Origin of the sequence: Limnospira platensis NIES-39, from assembly GCF_026000695.1 — a bacterium.
Lineage (GTDB): Bacteria > Cyanobacteriota > Cyanobacteriia > Cyanobacteriales > Microcoleaceae > Limnospira > Limnospira platensis.
Genome location: NZ_AP026945.1, coordinates 6,679,676 through 6,699,344, shown reverse-complemented (window position 1 = coordinate 6,699,344; position 19,669 = coordinate 6,679,676). Strand labels below are relative to the sequence as shown.

The 19,669-nt window shown below is 44.4% G+C and carries 20 protein-coding genes; 14 read left to right on the top strand and 6 right to left on the bottom strand.

What is annotated here, in order from left to right; translation table 11 throughout:
- Positions 1-34 precede the first annotated feature (34 nt).
- From dps to N39L_RS32755, 3 genes are all read left to right on the top strand, one after another.
- Positions 35-565 (top strand): DNA starvation/stationary phase protection protein Dps, encoded by a 531-nt coding sequence (dps, locus tag N39L_RS32765; protein WP_006616801.1) that lies wholly within the window; start codon positions 35-37, stop codon positions 563-565.
- Between the two features lie 53 nt (positions 566-618).
- Positions 619-1,290 (top strand): helix-turn-helix domain-containing protein, encoded by a 672-nt coding sequence (locus tag N39L_RS32760; RefSeq protein ID WP_014277526.1) that lies wholly within the window; start codon positions 619-621, stop codon positions 1,288-1,290.
- Between the two features lie 167 nt (positions 1,291-1,457).
- The gene (locus N39L_RS32755) at positions 1,458-1,808 is read left to right on the top strand and encodes an STAS domain-containing protein (RefSeq protein ID WP_006616799.1); all 351 of its coding nucleotides are present in this window, start codon (positions 1,458-1,460) and stop codon (positions 1,806-1,808) included.
- 177 nt (positions 1,809-1,985) lie between these two features.
- Here the strand turns inward: N39L_RS32755 and N39L_RS32750 are convergent, their stop codons facing one another.
- Complete coding sequence (locus N39L_RS32750) at positions 1,986-3,122, bottom strand: PP2C family protein-serine/threonine phosphatase (RefSeq protein WP_006616798.1); 1,137 nt, start codon at positions 3,120-3,122, stop codon at positions 1,986-1,988.
- 83 nt (positions 3,123-3,205) lie between these two features.
- On the opposite strand from N39L_RS32750, the gene N39L_RS32745 reads away from it, so the two are divergent.
- Positions 3,206-3,745 carry an ATP-binding protein gene (locus N39L_RS32745; RefSeq protein WP_006616797.1) on the top strand — a complete coding sequence of 180 codons (540 nt, stop codon included), beginning with the start codon at positions 3,206-3,208 and terminating at the stop codon, positions 3,743-3,745.
- Here N39L_RS32745 and N39L_RS32740 read toward each other — a convergent pair.
- Positions 3,732-4,508 carry a DUF1350 family protein gene (locus N39L_RS32740; RefSeq protein ID WP_006616796.1) on the bottom strand — a complete coding sequence of 259 codons (777 nt, stop codon included), beginning with the start codon at positions 4,506-4,508 and terminating at the stop codon, positions 3,732-3,734. The genes N39L_RS32745 and N39L_RS32740 overlap by 14 nt on opposite strands.
- Before the next feature lie 146 nt (positions 4,509-4,654).
- Between N39L_RS32740 and polA the strand changes: the two genes are divergently transcribed.
- Positions 4,655-7,534 (top strand): DNA polymerase I, encoded by a 2,880-nt coding sequence (polA, locus tag N39L_RS32735; protein ID WP_014277523.1) that lies wholly within the window; start codon positions 4,655-4,657, stop codon positions 7,532-7,534.
- A gap of 7 nt (positions 7,535-7,541) precedes the next feature.
- On the opposite strand, the gene N39L_RS32730 is transcribed toward polA, so the two are convergent.
- Positions 7,542-8,597 carry an acyl-CoA dehydrogenase family protein gene (locus tag N39L_RS32730; protein ID WP_006618011.1) on the bottom strand — a complete coding sequence of 352 codons (1,056 nt, stop codon included), beginning with the start codon at positions 8,595-8,597 and terminating at the stop codon, positions 7,542-7,544.
- 168 nt (positions 8,598-8,765) lie between these two features.
- Here N39L_RS32730 and N39L_RS32725 point away from each other — a divergent pair, with 168 nt between their 5' ends.
- A complete protein-coding gene (locus N39L_RS32725; RefSeq protein WP_006618010.1) occupies positions 8,766-9,350 on the top strand; it encodes a DUF3611 family protein in 585 nt (194 codons plus the stop codon).
- An 81-nt stretch (positions 9,351-9,431) separates the two neighbouring features.
- Here the strand turns inward: N39L_RS32725 and N39L_RS32720 are convergent, their stop codons facing one another.
- On the bottom strand, positions 9,432-9,971 hold the full coding sequence (locus N39L_RS32720) for a hypothetical protein (protein ID WP_006618009.1): 540 nt from the start codon (positions 9,969-9,971) through the stop codon (positions 9,432-9,434).
- Positions 9,972-10,480: 509 nt separating this feature from the next.
- Between N39L_RS32720 and N39L_RS32715 the strand changes: the two genes are divergently transcribed.
- Positions 10,481-11,821, top strand: a complete 1,341-nt coding sequence (locus N39L_RS32715; RefSeq protein WP_006618008.1) for an adenylosuccinate synthase — start codon at positions 10,481-10,483, stop codon at positions 11,819-11,821.
- 117 nt (positions 11,822-11,938) lie between these two features.
- Entirely contained in the window at positions 11,939-12,544 is a 606-nt protein-coding gene (locus N39L_RS32710; protein ID WP_006618007.1) for a 50S ribosomal protein L25/general stress protein Ctc, read from the top strand.
- Positions 12,545-12,668: 124 nt separating this feature from the next.
- On the opposite strand, the gene N39L_RS32705 is transcribed toward N39L_RS32710, so the two are convergent.
- A complete protein-coding gene (locus N39L_RS32705) occupies positions 12,669-13,685 on the bottom strand; it encodes an adenosine kinase (protein WP_006618006.1) in 1,017 nt (338 codons plus the stop codon).
- Between the two features lie 461 nt (positions 13,686-14,146).
- On the opposite strand from N39L_RS32705, the gene N39L_RS32700 reads away from it, so the two are divergent.
- Positions 14,147-14,590 carry a T3SS (YopN, CesT) and YbjN peptide-binding chaperone 1 gene (locus N39L_RS32700; RefSeq protein WP_006618005.1) on the top strand — a complete coding sequence of 148 codons (444 nt, stop codon included), beginning with the start codon at positions 14,147-14,149 and terminating at the stop codon, positions 14,588-14,590.
- 113 nt (positions 14,591-14,703) lie between these two features.
- Here the strand turns inward: N39L_RS32700 and N39L_RS32695 are convergent, their stop codons facing one another.
- Complete coding sequence (locus tag N39L_RS32695) at positions 14,704-15,510, bottom strand: COP23 domain-containing protein (protein WP_014277521.1); 807 nt, start codon at positions 15,508-15,510, stop codon at positions 14,704-14,706.
- A 139-nt stretch (positions 15,511-15,649) separates the two neighbouring features.
- Between N39L_RS32695 and crtR the strand changes: the two genes are divergently transcribed.
- The 5 genes from crtR to lepA all read left to right on the top strand — a co-directional run bounded on the left by crtR (position 15,650) and on the right by lepA (position 19,656).
- Positions 15,650-16,555 carry a beta-carotene hydroxylase gene (gene crtR, locus N39L_RS32690; RefSeq protein WP_014277520.1) on the top strand — a complete coding sequence of 302 codons (906 nt, stop codon included), beginning with the start codon at positions 15,650-15,652 and terminating at the stop codon, positions 16,553-16,555.
- Positions 16,556-16,564: 9 nt separating this feature from the next.
- Entirely contained in the window at positions 16,565-17,158 is a 594-nt protein-coding gene (lepB, locus tag N39L_RS32685) for a signal peptidase I (RefSeq protein ID WP_014277519.1), read from the top strand.
- A gap of 166 nt (positions 17,159-17,324) precedes the next feature.
- A complete protein-coding gene (locus tag N39L_RS32680; RefSeq protein WP_014277518.1) occupies positions 17,325-17,648 on the top strand; it encodes a DUF1825 family protein in 324 nt (107 codons plus the stop codon).
- Positions 17,649-17,789: a hypothetical protein gene (locus N39L_RS32675; protein WP_158307581.1), complete on the top strand. Its 141-nt coding sequence runs from the start codon at positions 17,649-17,651 to the stop codon at positions 17,787-17,789.
- A gap of 52 nt (positions 17,790-17,841) precedes the next feature.
- A complete protein-coding gene (gene lepA / locus N39L_RS32670; protein ID WP_014277517.1) occupies positions 17,842-19,656 on the top strand; it encodes a translation elongation factor 4 in 1,815 nt (604 codons plus the stop codon).
- Positions 19,657-19,669 lie beyond the last annotated feature (13 nt).

Below are 19,669 nucleotides of genomic sequence, written 5' to 3'. Positions count from 1 at the left end.
GCACTATCAGAAAATTTGGAGTAATTAATAATTTATGACTAGCACGCAAACAAAAACCAGGTTGTACTCAAGCCGTATAGATTTACCCGAAGACACCCGATCTCAAGTGATCACGATCCTAAATCAAAGTTTAGCAACGACTCTGGACCTGAAAACCCAGGTTAAGCAGGCTCATTGGAACGTTAAGGGGCTGAACTTCTACTCTCTACATCTGTTGTTTGATGAATTAGCAGGAGAATTAGAGGGATATGTGGATATGATTGCTGAACGAGTTACGGCCCTGGGAGGTTATGCTATGGGAACGGCTCGTAGGGCAGCGTCTGAATCGATTTTACCAGAATATCCCCTAGATATTGATAATGGCACGGATCATATTGTGGCTTTAGCCGATCGCTTTGGTGTATATGCTAAGTCCCTGCGAGAGGCGATCGACAAAACTGATAATCTGGGTGATGCAGACACAGCAGACCTATATACAGAAATTTCCCGCACTGCTGATATGCGCCTGTGGTTCCTGGAAGCACACCTACAGGGTGACAGTAATCAACCATTACGCAGCCACTAGACTGATAAGCACCATCTGGGCTAGGCTACATTTAGAAGCAAGGTTGTCTGGCTATGAACGGGTCGCCATCATCATCTGACTATACCCCGCAGTTACAAAGACTGATGCGGCGGGCGGGGTTTTCCAGTGTACGAGAGTTAAGCCGATATTCAGGGGTCGAGGAGAGACAGTTCTTTAGGTTATGTCAGGGTTTGGTGTTACAGACCCGGGTGGATGTTTTAATGAAAATTGCCGAGGGGCTGGGAATTTCTCTGATGGAACTGTTGAGAATTTTCGCCCCTGATGACAGTAGCTTGGCCTCTGAGGGGTTTAATTCGGCTTTTCGTCAGGAATATGAACGGCTACAGGCTGAGATGGAACAATTGCGGGAGTCTGTGGGTCGGGAATTTCAACAAGCTAGTTTAGATATTTTAGAATCTTGGTTGTTACAGTGGCCTAAAGTTACCCAAAAAGTTCAGGAAAATCCCCAAATTCCCGCCAAAAATATATTGCCTCTGGTGAAACCAGTGGAGCGACTTGTGCAACAATGGGGAGTGGAGATAATTGCACCGATCGCCTCTGAGGTTCCCTACAATCCGCATCTACACCAGTTAGTCGAGGGAACTGCACAGCCGGGGGATAGGGTAACTGTAACCTCTGCTGGTTACCGAAAGGGCGATCGTCTTCTCTGTCGCGCCGAGGTAAAAGTCCCAACCGATGATCATTTGAGGACTCAGGAAAGCTAGGGAAATCAACCGGGTTACCTGTTGTGTCTGATATAGGAGATTTGAGATTCTGTCTCTGAGAGCCTTAATTGGGCTGTAAGCCTCTCTGTATAATTGTCGTTTGGGTAGCCATTTGGCTTGAGGGCGCATTCACAGGCTATACTAGCGGAATATGGCGAGTCATTTTTATGCTTCAATCTCAAAAGAATATGAGTTCTGATGTTCAAATCCTACAGCCCCAAGGTATTTTAGACGCTACTAAAGCTAGCCAATTCCGTCAGGATATTTCTAGGTTAGTTGAAAAGGGAGCTAAAACCATCTTGATTGATTTTCAGGATGTCACATTTATGGATAGCTCTGGTCTGGGGGCTCTGGTACTGGCCCTGAAAACTGTTCGAGCGGCAGATAGTAAATTGGTAATTTGTTCGATTAATGAACAGATTAGAATTCTGTTTGAACTAACCAGTATGGATCGAGTGTTTCAACCAATTTTTGAAAATCGACAGGAGTTTGAGAAAAAACAAAGTTACCTCGGCTAGTTATGCCAATCATCCTCTGAGTTTTTAATCGGGGTTTTGGGAAATAAAAAACTGGTTTTGGGATAGATATTTGGGTCTGTGTAATTGATGTTGATATTATGCAGGCTCAACGGTTTTTATCAAAATTTATAACCATCAAAATATGATATTTTTTCATGCCAAATAATCACATATTTTTTAGGGTAAACTAACTTTTATAAGGGAGAAATCATCTTCAAAGGGATGGTCAAAGTTGATGGTTTGGACGGATTCTAAGATGCTATTTAAACTCCCGGTTTTAAAGTTATTGTTTCTCATTAAAAGTTTAATAAAGGCATCCATTCCCCAAATATTACCACCGGGTTGATGAATTTCATAGACTCCATCACTAAAAATATAAAGGTTGCTGTTTTTTTCGACGTGACAAGAAGCGTCAATATAGGCAGCTTCTAGGAACATACCTACAGGCATTCCGGGGGTTTTTAACTGTTGAAATTGTAGATTATTGGGGTTTTTTCCAGATAGTAGAATGGCGGGAGGATGCCCAGCGCTAGAGTAAGTTAATTGTCGGGAAATGCGGTTATAAACGCCATACCAAATGGTGAAATATTTATCATTTTGATAGGTCATTTGGAAGGTAGTATTAAGCGATCGCAATACATCACTAGGCTGATAATAGTTAATATTAGGGATAGCACGGGATCGCAATAAATTCAACACGGAAACCGAGGGCAATGCCGCCCTAAGTCCATGACCAGAAGTATCTAATAAATAGATAGATAAATGGTCGGCATCCAGCCAAGAATAATCAAAACAGTCTCCGCCCAATTGACGAGAGGGGATAAATTTCGCCTCAATACGCACAGGTTCTTCTAGGGGTTCAGGAAGTAGCGATCGCACATATTCGGCGGCTTCGGATAACTCAGTTTCCAATAACTGTTTTTGAGTTTGTAAATCTTGGCTAAGTTGATGAAGTCGCAGACCGGCTCTCACCCTAGCATATAACTCATTCATCTCAATAGGTTTAGACAGAAAATCATCAGCCCCGGCATCTAAACCCTTAACGCGATCGTCAACAGCGGTCAGAGAAGTAAGTAAAAAAAACTGAGTAGTTGATAATTCCGGCATAGCCTTAACTTGTCGGCATACTTCAATTCCGGTCAGCCGAGGCATAATCCAATCACAAATCATCAAAGCCGGACGCAATTCTTTAGCCTTTTCTATGCCTTCCTCGCCATTACTAGCTACCACCACATCATAACCCTGCTTTTTGAGTGTTCTTTTGAGCAGTTCTCGAATTATGGTATCATCATCAATCACTAAAATTTTAAACATGGGCGCTGAGTTTAAACAATTAGAGGGACGGTCAAGCCAAGTGATCATTAACCATTAGGATCACCCAGAGCATCTCACCGGGGATGGCTATATTAGATGAGAATGAACTAATCCTATACAGAACATTCAAGATAGAGTATAGTCTAATTACAAGATGGCTCGACGATCGCACCTATCGAAAAGTGATTAAATCTGAAGGTTCCCAACCTATGCCTTCTACATTCTGCCTGGAAACGGCAACCAGTTTGGATATGTTGGCAGATGTTTTAGCATGGTTTGGCAAATTACAGCCGCCATCAATTCCTAAGTCAGTCTGGCTGCGCTGTCAACTGGCATTAGCAGAAGGATTTACCAATGCTGTGCGACACGCACACAAGGGACTGGCGGCAGATGTTCCCATTGAGATCGAGGTCAGTCTGTCTAACAATAGTATTAAAATCTGCATTTTTGATCGCGGTCAACCCTTTGATTTAGAGACCAAACTGCTAGAGATGTCATCAAAAACCCATCACGGTTCACCGGGAGGACGGGGGTTGATGCTAATGCGAGATATTGCGGACGAGTTTCATTATCGGCGGTCTGATCCTCACAGAAACTGTTTAGCGATCATCAAATATTTTTGACTGGACTGAGAGGGTTAAGCCATTGTAGGACTTCCCGTCTAAGCTGGTATAGGTCTTTATAGACTTCGTGTTTAAGCCATTGTCCGATCGCATCTAGGGGGCTAAATGATTCTCCTCGTGGCCAACTGAGATCCTGGGCTAGGGGGGTCTGATGATCACCTCGCAACTGCTGGAGTGTCACCAGTCCGGGAAATCTGCCATTGAGAATTTGATAGAGTCCGGTGCTTTGGTCGATCTTATCGTTACTGAATTGAATCAACAGGTTGCGCCGGACTTGATAGCGATCGCCAACTAGGGAATTGGTCTGCTGTGGGGTCGGGGTAAATTCCACATCAATCACCGATGATAACTGTTCTACCAAAGGAATTGACTGGCGGGCGGCATAGTTATTAAAAGAGAGCAAAATATTTCCCGCCCTTTCGACTTCAAACAGGGACCCGATAAGTAGATGCAGCTTGCACCCCATACTATGACCAATGCCATAAATTGGCAACCCCCGCCGTCGCAGTTTCTGGGCTGCAAATAGGTCTTCTAAGCCATCCTCAAAGGTCCATAATACCTCACGCGCCATATTTCCATGATCAAGGGTATTAATGAATGGTGTAGCGATGATGGCATATCCCTGTAACGCTAGTTGTTCTAATAACCAACGATAGGTTATATGGGGGGCTGATGCTACAAACGCCCCACCCAGAAAATGTACGATCGCTTTTGGTTTTGGGGGAATTAACACCCAATTATCGGAAAATTCCAGCCAGTCCATGAGTTACCTTTGCCTACCGCTGTCAATTATAATCAAATGTGGGGGTCTGGTTAATGGCGATTTCGGATTGACCCGTGTTTTTTTTGATTAACCCGCCCCTGGTATTATAAATATCTACCAAAATATTGTTACACAAAGGCTTGCCCGTGTCTTCTAACTCTCCGGTTTTAATCCTCATTGACGGCCATTCCTTGGCTTTTCGTGCTTACTATGCTTTCGGGAAAAGTCGTAATGGGGGACTGCGAACTTCTACAGGAATTCCTACCAGTGTCTGTTTTGGCTTTATTAAATCTTTATTGGAGGTTATCGATACCTATAAACCGGAATTAGTGGCGATCGCTTTTGACCGGGCTGAACCCACTTTTCGCCATGAAGCTGATGCTAACTATAAGGCGGATCGCGCGGAAACTCCGGCAGATTTTATTGAGGATATCAATAACCTCCAAGAATTATTAGAAGGGTTCCGTATCCCGATTTTTTCGGTGGCTGGCTACGAGGCTGATGATGTTTTGGGAACTTTGGCAAATCGGGGAAGCGCCGCCGGATATCAGGTGAAAATTTTATCTGGTGATCAAGATTTATTTCAACTAATTGATGAGCAAAAACAGATTACTGTTTTACATTTAAGCCATGGAAAGGGTAGCAGTCCCCAGGAATTTGCCGCCGCCCAGGTTTATGAAAAATTAAGTATTAAACCAGAACAGGTAGTTGATTATAAAGCATTGTGTGGGGATAAGTCTGATTGTATTCCGGGTGTCCGAGGTATTGGCGAAAAAACGGCGGTTAAATTATTGGCGGAATATGGTTCTTTAGATAGTATTTATGAATCAGTTAATCAAATCAAAGGGGCGATCGCCAATAAACTTAAACAGGGTCAAGAATTGGCTTATCATTCCCAAACAATGGCGAGGATTATCTGTGATGTCCCCCTAGATATTAATTGGGAAGATTGCCAACTTCAGGGTTTTGATAGCCAGGAACTTATCCCTTTACTCAAGCAGTTAGAGTTTCACGGATTTATTAATAAAATTAATCAGCTTCAATCACAATTTAAGGGATTATTTGATGTGGAGATTAACTCAAGTATTTCGGCATCAAGTCCCCCCACAGAGTTGGAGATTTCGGAGAATAATGACAATAATGAGGATGAGGATGTATGGTTTTTTAGTGCTGAGGATACTACCTTAGAAACTAAAGCGATCGCCCCTTCTATTCATCCTCAAATCATCCAAACTCCCGAAGCCTTAGCCATATTAGTTAATCGCCTAAAAACCCATATTAACCCAGAGAAACCAGTCGCCTGGGATACAGAAACTACATCCTTAGAACCTAGGGATGCGAACTTAGTAGGAATTGGCTGTTGTTGGGGTTCGGAATTATCCGACCTGGCTTATATTCCCCTAAATCATACCCAGGGTGAAATGTTAAATATAGAGCAAGTTTTGGAGGCTTTGCGCCCCATTTTAGAGTCCGAAGAATATCCGAAAACCTTGCAGAATGCCAAATTCGATCGCCTGATTTTACGGAGTCAAGGAATCACCTTAAAAGGGGTAGTTTTTGACACCATGTTAGCCAGCTATATAATCAATCCTGAATCATCCCACAATTTAACAGATTTATCATTAAGATATTTACCGGATTTAGGAATAGTCGCCCAGAGTTATAGTCAGTTAGTCCCCAAAGGCAAAACTATTGCGGATTTAGATATTAACACCGTCGCCAATTACTGCGGCTTAGATGTTTTTACCACCTTTCAAATCACCCAAAAAATGCAGGATATTCTCAAAGATTTACCGCGATTAAATGATTTATTGAGACAGGTAGAACAACCCCTAGAACCGATTTTAGCCGGGATGGAGTTTCAGGGTATTAGGATTGATACAGACTACCTTAATCAACTATCACAGCAGTTAGGCGAAACCTTGGACAATCTGGAAAAAACATCTCATCAAGCCGCTGGAGAAGTGTTTAACTTAGGGTCGCCCAAACAATTGAGTGAGTTGTTATTTGATAGGTTACAATTAGACCGGAAAAAAAGCCGGAAGACTAAAACCGGATATTCTACAGATGCGACAGTTTTAGAAAAGTTAAAACATGACCATCCAGTGATTAACTCTATCCTGGAATATCGGACTTTATCGAAATTAAAATCTACCTATGTGGATGCTTTACCCGAGTTGGTGCGAAGTGATACGGGTCGCATTCATACAGACTTTAATCAGGCGATTACCTCCACGGGTCGTCTGTCTTCTTCTCACCCAAATTTACAGAATATACCTATCCGCACCGAGTTTTCTCGCCAAATTAGAAAAGCATTTATTCCTGAGTCTGGCTGGCTGTTGGTGTCGGCGGATTATTCTCAAATTGAGTTGCGTATTTTAGCACATTTAAGCCAGGAAAAGGTATTAATAGAGGCTTATAATACTAATCAAGATGTGCATAGTTTGACGGCTAAGTTACTGTTTGATAGGGATGGAATTACACCAGAAGAAAGGCGCTTAGGAAAGATTATTAATTTTGGGGTCATTTATGGTATGGGGGCTCAAAGATTTGCGCGGGAAGTGGGGGTCAGTGCGACGGCAGGGAAACAGTTTATTGATAGGTTTAACTCTCAATATCCGGGGGTTTTTGAGTATTTGGAATCCCAAAAGTTGGCGGCTATTAATCAGGGTTATGTGGAAACTATTTTAGGGAGGCGGCGCTATTTTGAAGGTTTAAAAGGACGCGATCGCGATCGCCTTAACTACCAAGATGAACAAATGTTGCGCGCCGCCGCTAATGCACCTATTCAGGGTTCAAGTGCTGATATTATTAAAATAGCGATGATTAAACTGGCTGAAATTCTCAAAAATTACCAAGCCAGACTATTATTACAAGTTCACGATGAACTGGTCTTTGAAGTTCCCTTATCAGAATGGGAGGAACTCGAATATCAGATTAAATCCACCATGGAAAATTGTCTATTTTTATCAGTTCCGTTGGTGGTAGATATTCACGCCGGGACTAATTGGATGGAAGCCAAATAATGGATAATTAACAATTATCGAAATTCTCTAATGTAGCTTGCATTAGTGCTTGAGTTTGACCGGAAACGGTAAATAATAGGGCTTCCCGATAAACCCGCTCTGCTGGATGATCACTTAAATTAGCCGCGCCACTGGATACTGTCACCGCAGCATGGGCGCATTTTACCGCTAAAGCGATCGCCCTCCCTCGTAACTTTACCTGGTCAGAAAAGCTATAATTGCCGTCGGTAATTGCTGCCAATATTTCCCCCCGACAGCCTCCCAACTCTTCTGTTAGCGACTCCAGCGCTGACTCAATAAAAGCACATTGTTTTTGCTCAAAAACCCTCTCAACAATATCTAAACCCGCCCTAGCGCAGCCCAGGGCGAAAAAACTGGGCTGTAATACCTTCTTTAGATCATTCTCGTGTATCCACCCCACAGGCTGTATAGACACCACCCGGTCAGAAGATAAAAACCAATCGGTCAGCGTCACTGTCACCGTATTAGTCGCAGTCATAGCACAAAGAGACTTATTTACACCCACGCTAATTTCTCCCAGAATTTCCTGAGTATCCCGAAAAGGAACCATCCCAAACACCGCCCGCCCATCTGGTAAACTCGCCGCTAGGATAAACTGATCAAAAATGCCAGATCCTGTCACCCAGGGAACTGTTCCGTTAAGTTTAAACCCTCCCTCAACCTCTAATGCTGTCACCATTGGCTTTCCAGAACGTCTCAAGTGAGAAAAACCAATTCCTACCCCAACGGTTCCGTATTTCATCTCAGGTAAATATTGCTCTCGGAGGGTAGAATTATCACTTAGGGATAGCATCCCCGCCGCGCTTTGATGTTGGGTCTGCAAAAATGCCAAAGCCCCAGAATAGCGCGCTATTTGTTCGGTGAATAGGGCGAAGGTTTCTGCTGTGACTGGGGCGGGTGGGACCCGTAAAGTGAGAACTCCTAGTTTCCCTAACCCCCGCCAAGCCTGCTTTAATGCTTCTGGTAGGCGATCTATTTCAGCCGCCACAGGGGCGACGGCCGTTTGTAAATAGGTGTTGGTGGTTTCCAGCAGGTCTGACACGGTTAATATAGCTCTTGATCGAACTTCATTGTGACATCGTTTCCCGGGAAGGCGATCGCCTAATTTCCTAGATTGACGATTGACCCAAAAACAGTATCCTGGATAATAGGAAAACAGACGCGGAACTGATGATCTACTATTGGCCAAGTCAAAATATAGCCTCAAACAATGTCTAATCCATCTGAACCCCCAGCTTTACCTGCGTCCGTCCAGCGAGTTGCTGTTGCTCTCCGTAGGGCTGGATGGATCTGTTTTTGGGCGCAGCTTGTCCTAGCTGTAATTTCTGGCATTATCCTATTGTTTGCGGCCGTAGCCGCCCAAACTACCGGAGGCGGCGGAAGTACAGCCGCCGGGACTAGCGGCGGTTTCTTTTTTGCCGTCGCGGGGTTGTTCGTCTTGGGGTTCAGTACCTATCAAGCCTATGCTTATACTCGCCTATCTAAACGCTTACGAGAGGGTGGACCGCAGCGACCTTCCCGCGCTGACACTATTAAGCAAATTCGCATTACCCTAATTAGTAATTTGGTGGGAATGACTCTCACCCTGATTGCGGCAGAGGCGATCGGTGGGGTATTATTTGCTAAAGCCCTGTCTCAACCTACTTCCCAGTTAGTATTCGGAACCGGTACTGTTCGCGACTTTATCCAACCCCTAGATCTGATTGTTGTTCTCGCCAGCAATCACACCATTCTAGCCCACTTTGTCGGTATTGTTGCCTCAATTTGGTTAATTGATCAGATTTATAAGCAATAAGGGCGGGTGATATGATCGGGCGCTTCCTTAGTCTCTACGGGTGGGGGAACACTTACCAGAAACCACCCCTAGAGCATGATTTTAAATTTCTTCCATGTCAATATATAAAATTTCTTCTGGTTCAATTACTTTCGGTAAATGAGTTACACGATATTTCGTTCCTTTGGGAATTATGATTTCATTTTCGCTGTAAATTAAAAACTCTTGAATTGATATGCCAGAAATGTTATTTTTAATCCTGATGATTACTGGATAGGCAGAATAAGCATAATCTTCCGCTACTAACTCGTCGGAGGTAAAGCTGGTCATCGAGTCAATAGTATATCCACCATTTCGTTGAATCAGTGTCAGAAAAGATTGCAGCTTTTCTAATTTACTAAAAGGGATGCCACGGTAAATAGTGCCTTGGTAGGGAGGCATACGGTTCACAAAATTATTAACCAGTTGAATGTCGGGGGTAGTTTTGCCTTCTCGTTCAAGGTTTTTGATTTTTATGAACCCAGATGGGGTTGATTTAGTGATTCTATCGATGGCAACTTCTGCTTCAAATTGGCTCATGCCAGTAAGTTTCTCGACTTTTTTTAATAAGTTTATATTTACTTCATTCAGATTATTAATCATGGTAATGCCATCCTGATTGATAATTTTAAATAAACCGAATTGGCTGATTTTTAGGCAGCCAAAACTATCCCCAACTGTTGATGATTAGTCAAGGTGGCTAACTGGCAACAATTACGGAGTTTATTGAGAAGTTGATTGATAACAAGTCAAAAGCAATCAGTCTAATTAATAAAAGAGAAGCAGACGAACTTTAAAGGGTTTTTTTTAAATTGATCAAAATCCCTAATGGGGTATTTGATGGGAAAAAGAGAGTTTGGGCTGATTACTTATACTCCTCTTTTACTAAGATACAACAATTTCTGTAGCTTATTTTACAAAAACTCATTTTTTTACAAAACTTTACATTGTGTCCCTGGTCGGAATTAGGGTGGTGATATTTCTGGTTAAGCCGAGGATAAGCAGGTTCTAAGGTGATTAGCGGAGATTTGCCCAGCGAAGTATTTGACATGACACCAATGGACATTAGATAATAGGAGTTTGTGTAAACCGTAGCTTGGCGTAAGAGTCCCTTGGCTAACGTAATCGTAATAGGTGCCCAGTGGGGCGACGAAGGAAAAGGAAAAGTTACCGATCTCCTCAGCAAATCGGCTGATGTTGTGGTTCGCTACCAAGGAGGAGTGAATGCGGGTCATACCGTTGTAGTCAACGGCCAGACCTTTAAACTGCATCTGATTCCATCGGGAATTTTGTATCCTGATACCGAGTGCATTATCGGTTCGGGGACGGTGATTGATCCCAAAATATTGATTGGAGAACTGGACCAACTACAAGAACTTGGCATTTCTACCGCTAAACTGATGATTGCTCAAACGGCTCATGTGACGATGCCTTATCACCGTTTGATTGATCAGGCATCGGAGGAACGCCGAGGAACTCGTAAAATTGGGACAACGGGGCGAGGTATTGGTCCGACCTATGCTGATAAGTCAGAAAGGACGGGGATTCGAGTGATTGATTTGATGGACTCGGAAAGTCTGCGATCGCAACTCGAATGGACAATTAAATATAAAAACGTCCTCCTCGAAAAACTCTATGATCTGCCCCCGGTAGACCCGGAAGCAGTGATCACAGAATATCTGGGATATGCAGAACGCCTGCGTCCCCATGTGGTTGATGCCTCCTTGAAAATTGATAATGCCGTGCGGAAACGGCACAATATTTTATTTGAAGGAGCCCAGGGAACCCTACTAGACCTAGATCATGGCACTTATCCCTATGTCACCTCATCTAATCCGGTGGCGGGTGGCGCTTGTGTGGGTGCTGGTGTGGGACCAACCATGATTGATCGGGTGATTGGTGTGGCCAAAGCCTATACTACCAGGGTGGGAGAGGGACCTTTTCCCACAGAAATGGTTGATGGCATTGGTCAGGTATTATGCGATCGCGGCGCGGAATTTGGAACCACCACCGGAAGACAACGGCGGTGTGGTTGGTTTGATGGGGTGATTGGTCGCTATGCGGTGCGTATTAATGGCTTGGACTGTCTGGCTATTACCAAACTTGATGTTTTGGATGAATTAGACGAGATCAAAGTTTGCGTCGCCTATAATCTTGATGGTGAACGCTGCGAAGATTTCCCTAGTGATGGTCGCAAGTTTGCTCGCTGTCAGCCAATTTATGAAACCTTACCAGGATGGAAAAAATCTACGGCTGAATGTCGCGATTTACAAGACTTGCCTCAACAAGCTCTTGATTATCTCAAGTTCTTAGCAGAATTAATGGAGGTTCCGATCGCCATTGTTTCTCTGGGAGCTAGTCGCGATCAAACCATTATTGTCGAAGACCCCATTCACGGACCGAAAAGAGCTTTATTAGATGCCAAAGGTCAACCCGTAGAGCATCAATCTTAACCTGATTACTCAAATTTTACGGGAGTGGCGGTTCGACTGCGCTCACCGACCAACGCTCAGTATTTTTGAGTTAAAATGTCCCAAAAATCATCACACTTTAGTTAGTAGGAAATTATCATGGAAATTACTGTAAAATGTCAGAAGCGCCCGTCAGGTTCTAAGCCTAGAGCTTTACGCCGTGAGGGTCTAATTCCCGCCGTTCTTTATGGTCATAAAGGGGCTGAATCTGAAGAACTGACCATTGATGCCAAAACCGCTGAAAATCTCATGAAAAAGGGAGCCGTGAATCATACCTTGATTCAACTGAATATTCCCGATTTATCCTGGGCTGGTAAGGCTTTGTTGCGGGAAGTACAAACTCACCCATGGAAAGGCTTTCCTTATCACCTGAGTTTTTTCTCCATAGGAACTCTCGAAAGTGTGGAAGTCACTATTCCCCTAAACTTTATTGGCGAACCCATGGGAGTTAAAAATAGTGGGGGAATGCTCGATCTAGTAATCACTGAAGTGCAAGTTAACTGCAAGCCGGGGAATATTCCCGAAGCTATTGACGTAGAAGTTTCTGCACTAGAAGTTGGTGATGCACTGCATATTCATGAACTCAAACTCCCAGAGGGTGTAGAAGTTATTGCAGAGGCTGATCAAGTAGTGGCTTCAATTCTGTATCGTGGTGGCGGACAAGCTGAAAACGGGGAAGGAGAAACTGAGGAAGTTACAATTTAATCAGAATTAGGGGGGGTTTAGACCGAGTACAAACAAGATAGATATTCTTCTCTCTGTAGTCCGGGGCTAGGGAGAGAGTAGGAACCCGCCCCTACAGGATAATTATCGATTATCAATGATCCAATTAGCGCCCGATGATTTTTTCTAGGTGCGAGCTATAAGATTCTGATAAACGAGGACCCCGGACTTGTACAATTTGAGAACCTAGATAATTCCCCCAGAGAGCTGCTTCCTCAGTAGTTAATCCGTTAGTGATTCCGTAGAGAACACCGCCGGCGAAAGCATCCCCCGCGCCTACAGTATCAATAGGCTTAACCGGAAAACCAGAAACCGGGGTAATGGTTTTATTTTGGACAACTAAACAGCCTTGACCGCCATTAGTAATAAAAATTAGATCCGCTAAGGAAGACATTTGACGCGCACAGGCTTCTAGGTCTGTTTCTTGACAAAACCTCTTGACTTCATCTGCATTACAGAAAATCACATCAGCATATTCTGCTGATAATTGTCGCAGTTCGTCGCCGTGTCGTTCGACTAGGAAGAGGTCAGAGAAGGTGAGAGCGACCTTAACATTATGACTCTTAGCTTGTTGGAGGATATCTAAACAGGCTTGGCGGGGTTCAGGAGCATCCCAGAGATAGCCTTCAATATAAACATATTGGCTGCGGCGCAATTGCTCCCAATCGATATCAGCTTGAGACAGAGCAATAGATACGCCTAAATTAGTGCATAAGGTGCGTTCTGCGTCTGGGGTGGTGAGGACTAAACAGGTTCCTGTGGGTCCCTGTTCTTCTGTGGCTGATTTAACGCCAAACTCAATTCCGGCGGCGGTCATGTCTTGTCTGTAAAACTCGCCGTTGGTGTCGGAACCGACTTTAGCGGCAAAATAACCGGTTCCACCACTTTGAGCGATCGCCATCATGGTATTAGCAGCCGAACCGCCACAGCTTAATTTCAGTGGGCTATTTTCCAGCTCTTGCAATAAAGTACCCTGTTGGTGAGCATCCATCAGAGTCATACCACCACGACCTAGTTGGTGAGTTTTCAGAAAATCATCTTCGACAAAGGCCAGAATATCTAATAGGGCATTTCCTACCCCAAACACATCTAAAGATTTTCCGTCCTGTGCATTTATAACCATTGTATTGCTTTACTATTGATCAAAGTTTAGGAGATTGAGGAAGGGATTTTACCCTGCCGTTCTCAACGCAGGAGTCATTTTTCCAGTTGGCGATAGGCTTGAATGGCAAAAAAGAAAAACCCCACCGAACCTAACACGAGTAACACGGGTTCAATAAGACTGCCTGTAAAAATTTCGCTCATAGCCCGAACCTTAACTTTTTTATCGCACGATTGTGTTTAATATACCACAACCAGACCACTGAAATCCCGGATTTTCCGTAATCCAAAAGGACTTGGGCTGAGTGTTAGTCAAAGTGGCCACTTGTCAGATAGAGATCATGGTTGCCTTGCTGTTGCCTTGTCGGGATATGATTTGTTGGTCGCCATTAATACGCACTAACACTAAAAAAGTTGTGGTGAGGAGATTCTGGCACAACTGTTTGGTAAAACTATGATCAATATACTGAAAGGGAGAAGCCGATGAAATTCGAGAGTGCTATGCAGGAAGCCTGTTATGAGAAAATTACTACTTGGATGAGGGAACTTTACGGTAAATTTCCCTGTGCCAGACAGGATGTGCCGGGACTGGCTCTGTTTATGGGATCAGCGCTGGTAGAGGTGTTTGTTTTTCCGTGGGGAACAGATGAGGCAATTATTAACACTCGTTCCTATGTGGTGACGGGAACAGAACTTACCCCAGACCTGATGCGGTTTCTGTTGCGGGAAAACAGCAATATGCGGTTTGGAGCCTTTGGCATTGATGATAATGGTGATGTTCTGTTCGAGCATACCATCGTGGGTTCAACCTGCGACAAAATAGAACTGGAATCTTCGGTAAATGCGGTGCTAGAAATTGCTGATGATTATGATGACAAAATTGTGGAGCGTTGGGGAGGAATGCGGGCTTTAGATCGGATTCGCTAATATGACGCTGTGGGCTAACGCTCCCCAAACACTCAACTTTCAAAACCTAATGGGTAACTTGTTGGCATCCAGACCGGACCCCAAACCCCCAGATTTTGGGGGTTAAGGGGTTCTTAGCGGAAGAAACGGCGATTCAGGCGATTTCCAGTGCCACCGTCTGCGGGGTCTAGGAAGGGTTTTAACAGAATCCCTTGGGAGCGATTAGACGAACTCCTGGGAATGATGCCTTCGAGTGTACCAAGGGTTGAGCGTTCATTGACCAATGTCACAACGCCCTGGGTACTCTGTCCGCTGTCAGCAATTAACAAATTCTGAAAAATGCGATCGCGCACGACTTCGGCACTTTCGCCAGCCGGAACCGTCAGGACAATCCGACATTGAGGGATATCTTCGGTGGTAGCACAAACAGTGTTGTGGCCATTTTCTACAGCGGTCTGTAAAGCCACCAACCCATCAGGGCGATAGGACTCCAGACGGCTACTAATTTCCTGACAGCGACGTTGAGGAGTCCAACCGCCTCCCATTTCACCAGGAACCGCCCAAGGGAAGCCTTGAGTTGGTTGGCTGACGGGATAATACATGACTGTGTATTGACCGTTGACCACTTCACAGCGGAACCTGGGAATATTGGAGGTTTCTGTTTCTACTTCTACCTGAGGGATGGGAACTGTCTCTTCTTGCTGGGGAGGAATAGAGGTTTGTGTAGGGATTGGTTCTGGGTTTTGGGGAAAATTAATCCGAGGAAGACCGAGTTGGTCGGTAATCTGAGACCAGGAAGGACTAAAATGGCGATCGCCTATGGACAGGGGCCTAGCTGTGGCCGCCCCCTGATTGATTACCAGAGGCATAGCTAAGGATAAGCTGATCACCCCGAAAATGGGGGAAAATTTACGCCAACCAGACTTGAATTGTGTAAACATGGAATTTTTTTCCTCCTTCAGGTAAAGTAGTGATATTTTCTTAGGCAAAGTTGCAACTCATTTTGTTTACAAATATTTACAGTTGCTCAGGACTCGCGTAAAATATTCAGGTGTCAAACTTCAAGGAGTGCAAACGATAATGTCGGAGGGCCAGAAGCTGCTGACGGTTCCGAAAGATTTCCTAGTCCCGGAAGGGGGTTTAAATATAACCCTCCTTATGTTCTTAGGGGCTATTGCGATCGTCATTAGTTCGACTCTAGGTTACTGGTGCTGGCACTGGCCTCATTGGTTCTGTTTTGTGTGTAATGTACTAGCCCTACATCTAGCAGGGACAGTAATTCATGACGCATCCCATAATTCTGCACACCGCGATCGCACCCTGAATGCGATTCTAGGACATGGTAGTGCTTTAATGTTGGGTTTTGCCTTTCCCGTTTTTACCCGGGTCCATATCCAACATCATGCCCATGTTAATGACCCAGACAACGATCCTGATCATTTTGTTTCCACAGGGGGGCCGTTGTGGTTAATTGCGGCCAGATTTTTTTATCACGAGATTTTTTTCTTCCGGCGGCGACTGTGGCGCAAATATGAGTTACTGGAGTGGTTTTTAAGCCGCATGGTAGTGGTGGGAATTGTCGCCCTAGGGGTTCACTATGATTTCTTGGGCTATATTCTCAACTTCTGGTTTACTCCGGCTTTGGTGGTAGGATTGGCTTTGGGGTTATTCTTTGACTATTTGCCCCATCGTCCCTTTCAAGAACGCAATCGCTGGAAAAATGCCAGGGTTTATCCTAGTGCGATCCTCAATATTTTGATTTTGGGACAAAACTACCACTTGATCCATCATCTGTGGCCGTCAATTCCCTGGTATAAGTATAAACCTGCCTACGAAGCGACTAAACCTCTGTTAGATGCGAAAGGGTCTCCCCAAACCTTGGGATTGCTTAATGGTAAGGACTTCTGGAGTTTTATGTATGATATTTTCCTAGGGATTCGTTTTCACCATCACAAATCGCCTAAGTTATCTAAATCAGAGGACTGAATCAATAAGATGAGATCCCAGGACCAAAAACCCGAACCCAAACCCGAAACCAAGCCATTACCCCCTGATGAAACCACTAAAGGGGGTAAGTTTCGCGAAAATTTGGTGATTCTGGCGGTGGCTTTGAGTCTGTCGTTACTAATCCGCATTTTTGTGGCTGAACCCCGTTATATTCCGTCGGATTCAATGTTCCCGACTTTGGAAATTGGCGATCGCTTAGTGGTGGAAAAAGTTTTATACAGATTCATAGCCCCCACATTTGGGGATATTATTGTTTTTACGCCACCTGGACAGTTAAGGGTTCAAGGCTACACCAAGGACCAAGCATTTATCAAGCGTATTATTGGTGAACCAGGTCAACTGGTGGAAATTCGCGGCGGTAAGGTTTACTTAGATGATAACCCGATCGCAGAAGAGTATATCGCGGAGCCTCCTGAGTATGATTGGGGACCGGATTTGGTACCTGACCAAAAGTATTTTGTCATGGGAGATAACCGCAACGATAGCAATGATTCCCACATATGGGGATTTTTACCCCAACAGAACATTATTGGTAGGGCGGCTTGGCGTTTTTGGCCCCTGGAACGATTAGGGCCGATCTAAGGAAAAGTCAGTCTATAAGGATTATAGCCGGAAGTGGTACGGCAATTGCCACCCTTGGGGGGTACGGTAGCCGAGGTTTCGGTGTTACAATCGTAGGTAAAATATCGGAGCAATTCCTGGGTTTAAGGAATCCGGAGCGCCTGTTGTATAAAAGATTTAACCAATTATGAGTTTCTTTGAATCTGAGATTGTACAGCAAGAAGCCAAACAGTTATTTGAGGACTATCAGTCTTTAATCCAACTGGGAAGCGATTATGGGAAATTTGACCGAGAGGGCAAAAAACTGTTTATTGAGAATATGGAATCGATGATGGATCGTTACCGTGTATTTATGAAGCGGTTTGAACTGTCTGAGGATTTCATGGCTCAGATGACTATGGAACAGTTAAAAACTCAACTGGGTCAGTTTGGGATTACCCCTGACCAAATGTTCCAACAAATGCACATGACCCTAGAACGGATGAAATCGGAACTGGAAAAACAACCTTAGATGGTTTATCGAAAAACTTTAGCCTCAGAAAATGCTGTATCTGGCATTTTGGGGGCTTATTTTGTCCGCTACAAGGCTATAACCAGATTTTGGTTTGATCAGTTGTGGGTGCGATCGCTACGGTCGCCAATTTTTTGTTAAAATACGTTAAGCACCCATCCTCCCACTGACTGGTTTTAAAAAGTTACCCCTTATGACTAACGTTCCTGTAACTCGGATTCGTAATTTTTCGATTATTGCTCATATTGATCATGGTAAGTCTACCTTAGCCGATCGCCTACTTCAGCAGACCGGGACTGTCGCTGATCGCCAGATGAAGGAACAGTTCCTAGATTCGATGGATATTGAACGGGAACGGGGGATTACCATCAAACTCCAGGCGGCTCGGATGAATTATACAGCCAAAGATGGTCAGCAATATGTTTTGAATCTGATCGATACTCCTGGCCATGTGGACTTTTCCTATGAAGTATCCCGTTCTTTGGCTGCTTGTGAGGGAGCGCTGTTAGTTGTGGATGCTTCCCAAGGGGTGGAAGCGCAAACTCTGGCTAATGTCTATTTAGCTTTGGAGAATGATTTAGAAATTATCCCAGTTCTCAATAAAATTGATTTACCTGGGGCTGAACCTGAACGGGTCGCTGGGGAAATTGAGGAAATTATTGGTTTGGACTGTTCCGAGGCGATCCGCGCTTCGGCTAAGGAAGGTATTGGTATTGAGGAGATTTTGGAGTCTATTGTTAAATTAGTTCCGCCTCCCAAGGATACGGTATCGGAGAAACTGCGGGCGTTGATTTTTGATAGCTATTATGACAGTTATCGTGGGGTGATTGTCTATTTTCGGGTGATGGACGGGACGGTTAAAAAAGGCGATCGCGTCCGTTTAATGGCATCGGGTAAAGAATACGAAGTTGATGAGTTGGGAGTATTAGCGCCTACTCAAACCCCGGTTGATGAATTGCACGCCGGGGAAGTTGGCTATCTGGGTGCGGCGATTAAGGCGGTGGAAGATGCCCGGGTTGGTGATACCATTACTATGGCGAAAAATCAGGCGGATAGCCCTCTCCCTGGATACACAGAGGCTAAACCGATGGTATTTTGTGGGTTATTTCCTATTGATGCTGACCAGTTTCCCGACTTACGAGAAGCCCTCGATCGCCTCAAGTTAAATGATGCTTCTTTGTCATACGAACCCGAAACTTCTAGTGCTATGGGGTTTGGTTTCCGGTGTGGTTTCTTGGGGTTACTACACATGGAAATTGTCCAAGAAAGATTGGAACGAGAATATGACCTCGATTTAATTGTAACTTCTCCTTCTGTGGTCTATAGGGTGACGACTAATACTGGGGAAGTGCTGATGATTGATAACCCCAGTAAATTACCCGAACCTAATCACCGGGAGAAAATCGAGGAACCTTATGTGCGGGTGGAAATGATTACCCCAGAGACTTTTGTGGGTACTTTGATGGAATTAGCCCAAGGTCGGCGGGGTGATTTTAAGGATATGAAGTATCTGACTATGGGGCGGACAACTCTGGTTTATGAGGTTCCTTTGGCTGAGGTGGTGACGGACTTTTTTGATCAAATGAAATCGCGATCGCGGGGATATGCCAGTATGGAATATCATTTTGTCGGCTACCGTCAGAATCCTTTGGTTAAGCTGGATATTATGATTAATAAGGATACTGTGGACTCCCTGGCGATGATTGTTCATCGGGATAAAGCCTATAATGTGGGACGGGGAATGGCGGAAAAACTTAAAGAGTTGATTCCTCGCCATCAGTTTAAGGTCCCTATTCAAGCGGCGATCGGTTCTAAGGTAATTGCTAGTGAACATATACCAGCTTTGCGTAAGGATGTTTTAGCCAAGTGTTATGGCGGTGATATTAGCCGTAAAAAGAAATTACTCCAGAAGCAGGCTAAGGGTAAAAAACGGATGAAGGCTTTGGGGTCGGTGGATGTTCCCCAAGAGGCTTTTATGGCGGTTTTAAAACTTAATCAAGATTCCTAATTTCTGGGGGTGT

Excerpts from the sequence above, each read along its gene's own strand:
- dps (WP_006616801.1), top strand. The coding sequence starts at position 35 with ATGACTAGCACGCAAACAAAAACCAGGTTGTACTCAAGCCGTATAGAT.
- N39L_RS32760 (WP_014277526.1), top strand. The coding sequence starts at position 619 with ATGAACGGGTCGCCATCATCATCTGACTATACCCCGCAGTTACAAAGA.
- N39L_RS32755 (WP_006616799.1), top strand. The coding sequence starts at position 1,458 with ATGCTTCAATCTCAAAAGAATATGAGTTCTGATGTTCAAATCCTACAG.
- N39L_RS32750 (WP_006616798.1), bottom strand. The coding sequence starts at position 3,122 with ATGTTTAAAATTTTAGTGATTGATGATGATACCATAATTCGAGAACTG.
- N39L_RS32745 (WP_006616797.1), top strand. The coding sequence starts at position 3,206 with ATGGCTATATTAGATGAGAATGAACTAATCCTATACAGAACATTCAAG.
- N39L_RS32740 (WP_006616796.1), bottom strand. The coding sequence starts at position 4,508 with ATGGACTGGCTGGAATTTTCCGATAATTGGGTGTTAATTCCCCCAAAA.
- N39L_RS32725 (WP_006618010.1), top strand. The coding sequence starts at position 8,766 with ATGTCTAATCCATCTGAACCCCCAGCTTTACCTGCGTCCGTCCAGCGA.
- N39L_RS32720 (WP_006618009.1), bottom strand. The coding sequence starts at position 9,971 with ATGATTAATAATCTGAATGAAGTAAATATAAACTTATTAAAAAAAGTC.
- N39L_RS32710 (WP_006618007.1), top strand. The coding sequence starts at position 11,939 with ATGGAAATTACTGTAAAATGTCAGAAGCGCCCGTCAGGTTCTAAGCCT.
- N39L_RS32705 (WP_006618006.1), bottom strand. The coding sequence starts at position 13,685 with ATGGTTATAAATGCACAGGACGGAAAATCTTTAGATGTGTTTGGGGTA.
- N39L_RS32700 (WP_006618005.1), top strand. The coding sequence starts at position 14,147 with ATGAAATTCGAGAGTGCTATGCAGGAAGCCTGTTATGAGAAAATTACT.
- N39L_RS32695 (WP_014277521.1), bottom strand. The coding sequence starts at position 15,510 with ATGTTTACACAATTCAAGTCTGGTTGGCGTAAATTTTCCCCCATTTTC.
- crtR (WP_014277520.1), top strand. The coding sequence starts at position 15,650 with ATGTCGGAGGGCCAGAAGCTGCTGACGGTTCCGAAAGATTTCCTAGTC.
- lepB (WP_014277519.1), top strand. The coding sequence starts at position 16,565 with ATGAGATCCCAGGACCAAAAACCCGAACCCAAACCCGAAACCAAGCCA.
- N39L_RS32680 (WP_014277518.1), top strand. The coding sequence starts at position 17,325 with ATGAGTTTCTTTGAATCTGAGATTGTACAGCAAGAAGCCAAACAGTTA.
- N39L_RS32675 (WP_158307581.1), top strand. The coding sequence starts at position 17,649 with ATGGTTTATCGAAAAACTTTAGCCTCAGAAAATGCTGTATCTGGCATT.
- lepA (WP_014277517.1), top strand. The coding sequence starts at position 17,842 with ATGACTAACGTTCCTGTAACTCGGATTCGTAATTTTTCGATTATTGCT.